The sequence below is a fragment of the Microcystis sp. M31BS1 genome (genome assembly GCF_020245285.1).
Classification (GTDB): domain Bacteria; phylum Cyanobacteriota; class Cyanobacteriia; order Cyanobacteriales; family Microcystaceae; genus Microcystis; species Microcystis panniformis.
On record NZ_JADBVE010000040.1, the window covers coordinates 1 to 5,452 of the forward strand.

Annotated in this window: 4 protein-coding genes; 1 reads left to right on the forward strand and 3 read right to left on the reverse strand. The window is 44.5% G+C overall.

The features are described 5' to 3' along the window. Nucleotides 1–326: 326 nt before the first annotated feature. Nucleotides 327–1,727 (forward strand): TldD/PmbA family protein, encoded by a 1,401-nt coding sequence (locus IM509_RS02090; protein WP_052278565.1) that lies wholly within the window; start codon nucleotides 327–329, stop codon nucleotides 1,725–1,727. Between the two features lie 541 nt (nucleotides 1,728–2,268). Here the strand turns inward: IM509_RS02090 and tatA are convergent. The 3 genes from tatA to IM509_RS02105 form a co-directional block, all read right to left on the reverse strand. Then, on the reverse strand, nucleotides 2,269–2,445 hold the full coding sequence (gene tatA, locus IM509_RS02095) for a twin-arginine translocase TatA/TatE family subunit (protein ID WP_002763330.1): 177 nt from the start codon (nucleotides 2,443–2,445) through the stop codon (nucleotides 2,269–2,271). 173 nt (nucleotides 2,446–2,618) lie between these two features. Then, nucleotides 2,619–4,049 carry a dihydrolipoyl dehydrogenase gene (gene lpdA, locus IM509_RS02100; protein WP_052278040.1) on the reverse strand — a complete coding sequence of 477 codons (1,431 nt, stop codon included), beginning with the start codon at nucleotides 4,047–4,049 and terminating at the stop codon, nucleotides 2,619–2,621. A gap of 559 nt (nucleotides 4,050–4,608) precedes the next feature. Then, nucleotides 4,609–5,313 (reverse strand): DUF3782 domain-containing protein, encoded by a 705-nt coding sequence (locus IM509_RS02105; RefSeq protein WP_185236915.1) that lies wholly within the window; start codon nucleotides 5,311–5,313, stop codon nucleotides 4,609–4,611. Between the last annotated feature and the right edge of the window lie 139 nt (nucleotides 5,314–5,452).

Here is a 5,452-nt window from a genome sequence, read left to right on the forward strand (position 1 = left end):
AAAAGCCACTCTTAATCGTGTCTTGGAACGAAATAGAGGCTTTTAAAGACTGCGTACATGGAGAATTAAAACAAGAATTACCCTCGAAAAGCCTATTTTTCCACTAAGTATTTATGCTCATTGCAAAGGTGAGATGCTCCCTATCAGTTATCAGTTATCAGTTATCAGTTATCAGTTAGAAAGGGGATATAGGGATTTAGGGGTTTAGGGAAATTTCAGCCAAATGCCCCACTACCCCACACCCCACACCCCATCTCCCCACTACCCCATCACCCCACACCCCACACCCCATCAACCCACTTCATAATTCATAATTCCTAATTCCTATGACCGATACTCTAAACGATTATAAAAACCTAATTAGTGAACTGATTAACCGTTATAAAAACCGCGTCGATTTTCTGACAATTCGTCTGGAAGAAGCGCGGGGGACTAATATTCTACTGCGTTCCGAACGAGTGGAAACCCTTAGCGAAGGTATTGCTATCGGTGGTCAGGTACGCGCTTGTTATAAAGGAGGTTGGGGATTTGCCAGCTTTAATCAATTATCCAGTTTACAGGAACGATTAGAAGATGCGATCGCTGCTGCCCGTTTAATTGGGGAAGAAGAAACCCTGATTGCTCCGGTAGAACCTGTAATTATCTCCTGTGAATTGCCTTTAACGGGAACGGATCCCCGTTTAGTGCCATTAGCCGATAAAAAAGCCCTCTGCGATCGCTATAATAATGTATTGCGTCAACATCATCCCAGTATTGCCACCACTTCCGTCCGTTACAGCGATAGCAGTCAACATATTCTTTTAGGCACTTCTGACGGGACTTTAATCGAACAAAAATGGTCAGACTTAGAAATGCGTTTTTCGGCCACCGCTAGGGATGGGGACAGCGTACAAACGGGCCGGGAAACCACGGGATCCCGAAAAGCTTTCGAGGATCTGGTCAATTTAGAAGAACAGGTGCAAGGGTCGGCTAAACGGGCCGTACAAGCCCTAGTTTTGCCCCCTGTCAAGGGCGATACCTACACCGTCGTCATCGATCCCATTTTAACCGGTCTGTTCGTCCATGAGGCTTTTGGCCACCTTTCCGAGGCCGATATGTTATACGAAAATCCCGACCTTTTGGAAGTGATGAGTATGGGCAAACGTTTCGGACCAGATAACCTGCAAATCTTTGACGGAGCAGGTCCAGAAGGTCATCGGGGCAGTTATTTTTATGACGACGAGGGAACCCCCGCAACGACGACTCAGTTAATTAAAGATGGGGTTTTGGTGGGAAGACTGCATTCGCGGGAAACGGCGGGCAAATTAGGCGAAAAACCGACCGGTAACGCCCGTTGTCTCAATTATCATTATCCGCCCATTGTCCGCATGACCAACACTTGGATTGAACGGGGAACCACTGCGGTTAAAGAGTTATTTTCGGGGATAAAAACGGGAGTTTATGCCCAAAATTGGCAGGGAGGCATGACTAACGGCGAAATGTTCACTTTTAGCGCCGGGGAAGCTTGGATGATTCGCGATGGAGAAATTGCTGAACCCGTTAAAGATGTGACTCTCTCCGGTAATGTCTTTAAAACCCTAGGCAATATTGAGGCAATTGGGGATGATTTCTACTGGGATGAGTCAGGAGGCTGCGGAAAAGGGGGTCAAAGTGGTTTACCCGTCGGCTGCGGTGGCCCCAGTCTCCGCATCCGCGATGTGGTGGTGGGGGGAGAAGCAGATATTTAGTGAACAGTAAACAGTGATCAGTGATCAGTAAACAGTAATCAGTGATCAGTGATCAGTAAACAGTAATCAGTGCAAAGAAAGTGGGAAACTACTATAGCAATTTCCATAGTTGTGAGGTACAGAGTCTTAGGTTTTGAGGAGTCAGGAGTTAAGATTTTGGTGTACCTCATGAAATTGGGAAACGCTATATTTAATACTAATAACTAATAACTAATAACTGATAACTGCTATAGCGCAGTTTCATACAGCCGAAATCGGGTCTATCCCACATTTGCAGAAATACCGACAATCAGCAATTATCAGTGACTCTTAAATTAGTACAAAAATATGAACAATCGCGTGTAAGCATCTCACAGTTAACCTAATGCGCGGGGGGTTTGGGGGCGGCGCCACGCCCCCAACGGGGGGTTTGGGGGGTAGAACCCCCCAAAAGCTTGGATTGAGTGATAAAACCGAAAGTAACGCCCAATTTTAGGAGAAAGTTTCCCCTTAAAAATCCCAAATTAGTAGATTTACAAAAATGAGATGTACCCGCCGAAATCTATCTCATCTTCTCGTCACTGTCTTCAATTTCTTGATCATCTTGATTGATTTCTTCTTTAAATCCCCGTAAAGTTTTCCCCAAAGCTGCCCCAAATTCGGGTATTTTTTTCGGTCCAAATATCAGGAGAACAACCACAGCAATAATTACTATTTCTGGCCAACCTAATCCAAACATAATCTTGAAAGTAAAAAGTAAAAAAAGAGAAAGTAGTCAGAATTCAGGAGTCAGGAGTCGGAAACTTGGAGAATTGCCAGATTCTGTCTTTTGCACGAGTGCCTGTTGCCTCTTGCCTTCAGAAGCTGATAACTGATAACTGATAACTGATAACTGATAACTGATAACTGACTCTACGCTGCCACTTCAGCGCGTTTGTAAGCTTCGTCGAGGACTTCTGAGAGAGTTGGATGGGTGTGGATGCGGAAAGCGAGTTCATGGACGGATTTGCGTTCAGCGATCGCATTGGCCGCTTCTTGAATTAAATCCGATGCGTGGATACCGATAATATGAACACCGAGTAATTCCCCCGTATCCTGACGATAAACGACTTTGGCGATGCCTTCCGTTTCTCCTTCCGCTAAAGCTTTAGAATTTCCCTTAAAATAGGTCTTGACAGCAGCGACTTTATACCCTTCTTGCTGTGCCAAAACTTCTGCTTGCGGTTCCGTTAAACCCACATAACTAATTTCGGGGTGGGTAAAAGCGGCGGCGGGAATACTGCGATAATCGATGGTTTTTGGGCGATTACAGATATTTTCAATGGCTATTACCCCTTGACCCGAAGCAGCGTGAGCTAACATCATTTTACCCGTAGCATCGCCCACAGCCCAAAGATGAGGAATCGGTTCACCGTCCTGAATTACCTGCATTTTGTCATTAACGGCAATAAAACCACGTTTATCCAGTTCTACCCCGACAAATTCCAATCCGAGATTCTTGGTCGCGGGGATTCTTCCTGTAGCGACTAAACAAGCATCTACTTCTAAAATTTCGATCGCTTCTTTGCTTTTTGCGTCCACCAGTTCAATGGCCACAGGATTCCCCGGTTTAATACTTTTTGCCAAAACTCCCACATAAGTCTCGATGTCTCTAGGTTTAATCAGAACTCTTTCGGCGATTTTCGAGATTTCTGGGTCAAATCCCGGCATGAGACTGTCTAAAGCTTCGATCATCGTCACTTCACAACCCAAAGCGGTGTATATATCCGAAAATTCCAGACCGATATAACCACTACCGATAATTGCGATCCACTTGGGTAAAGTTTCTAATCTAACGGCCTCATCGCTGGTAAAAACCGTTTTATGATCGATCTCGATCCCCGGTGGGACAAAGGGAACCGACCCCGGACAGAGCATAATATCCTTAGCGGTGTAGATTTTTTCGCCACTATCCCCGATGACGCTAACTTTTTGCGGGCCGGCGATTTTTCCCCAACCGTGGATAGTATCAACCTTGAGACGTTTAAGACTATTAGTGAGATCGCCTCTAATTTTACTGACAAGGTTGTTAGCATGATCGGCAATTGTCGGACGGTCAAAATTAACGCCACCGATGGCAATACCTAGACTTTTCAGATGGTCACTATCGGCCAATTCGCGCACTCGTCCCGAGGCTGCCAGTAAAGCTTTAGAGGGAATACAACCGCGATTAACACAGGTTCCTCCCATATCTTTGGCTTCGATAATAGCTGTTTTTAGCCCACATTTGACTGCGTGTAGGGCTGCCCCGTGGCCACCAACTCCAGCACCGATAATAATTAAATCGTAGTCGAATTCACTCATAGTCTCTCTGACTCTCAAAGTTAGCATTATCCCATTTTACGATCCACTGCGATCAAGCTGTGCTATCCTGGGCAAAAACTGGAGCCAGTTTTTAGCCATCAGGCTCTTGTGCATTGAAACTGGCTATTGGCAATTTTAGGACAAGACGTTACTAGACCTCTGGTAAAAATCAAAAATTGTTGTTGGGATTAGGAGCCGGTCGTCAGTAGTCAGGAGAATTAAGCATGAATAATAATCAATTAAATGGTCTCTTCACAGATTTTAGGCAATTTAATCCTTATTTTTGCCGTTTTTGAATCCTCAAAAATTAATTATGCAAGACGTTACTGAATCAAGATATGAATAAGTAGGTGGGTGTTAAAAATTGTCAGATCCCCCCGCCTATCGGCACCCCCCTTATCAAGGGGGGCAGGGGGGATCAAAGACAAAATCTATCTTCAATTTAATTGAAACCATTTACTTATTAATTCTGCATCGTATCCATAAGTTAGTCTAGTGCTAGATTGGAAAAATTAGACCTCCCGCCAATACTTTGCCGGATGGGGGTATCATCTTTCTCCTACCATAATTTAGGCTCGAAACCAGAATCATTAATAATTTCTACCGTTTCTCCCGATGGTTTAATTACAAATAAACCTTGTTTATAGGCATAACGATCTACTCCTTCATCTATTTCTATTCCTGCCACTGCACCATAAGCTTGATAGTTTTTATAATGGGGAAATGCTTGTTTAAATCGACTTAATTTTTCTAAAAATTCATTGACATCATCTTTCGATAAACGAGACTTACATTCTACTAAAACTACCTCGGTTTCATCGACGGCTAAAATGTCAATCTCCATGGCTATTCCTTGCCGTTTTACCCTGGCACGACTGTAGGTTTCTTTAACATCGATACCTTTGCCACGAAATAGGCTAATAACAGCAGGTTCGACTAATTCCTCGACAAATCTTCCCCAGCGAGTGGTTAAACTATCCACAGCACGACTGGTATTGGCCACTGTTTTCTCTAGCTTGGCTAAACGGCGATCGGCTTCAGCAGCCCGGCGATCGGCTTCGGCAGCCCAGCGATCGGCTTCGTCCTTGGCTTCGGCGGCCCGGCGATCGGCTTCGTCCTTGGCTTCGGCGGCCCGGCGATCGTATTCAGCGGCCCGGCGATCAGCTTCGGCCTTAGCTTCGTCCTTGGCTTCAGCAGCCCGGCGATCGTATTCTTGGCGTGATTGTTCAAACTTTTCGTTAGTTTTCTCAAAAAGTTTATAGATAAGCTAAAACGCACTTAAACCACCTAAAATAGAAATAGTAATTTTAGAAAAATCCTACTTATGCCAGCCAAAGATTTCCTAGACTTAGAAGAAAAGAAAAACTTACAAAAAGCTCTTAAAGAAGAAGAAAGAGCAGAGG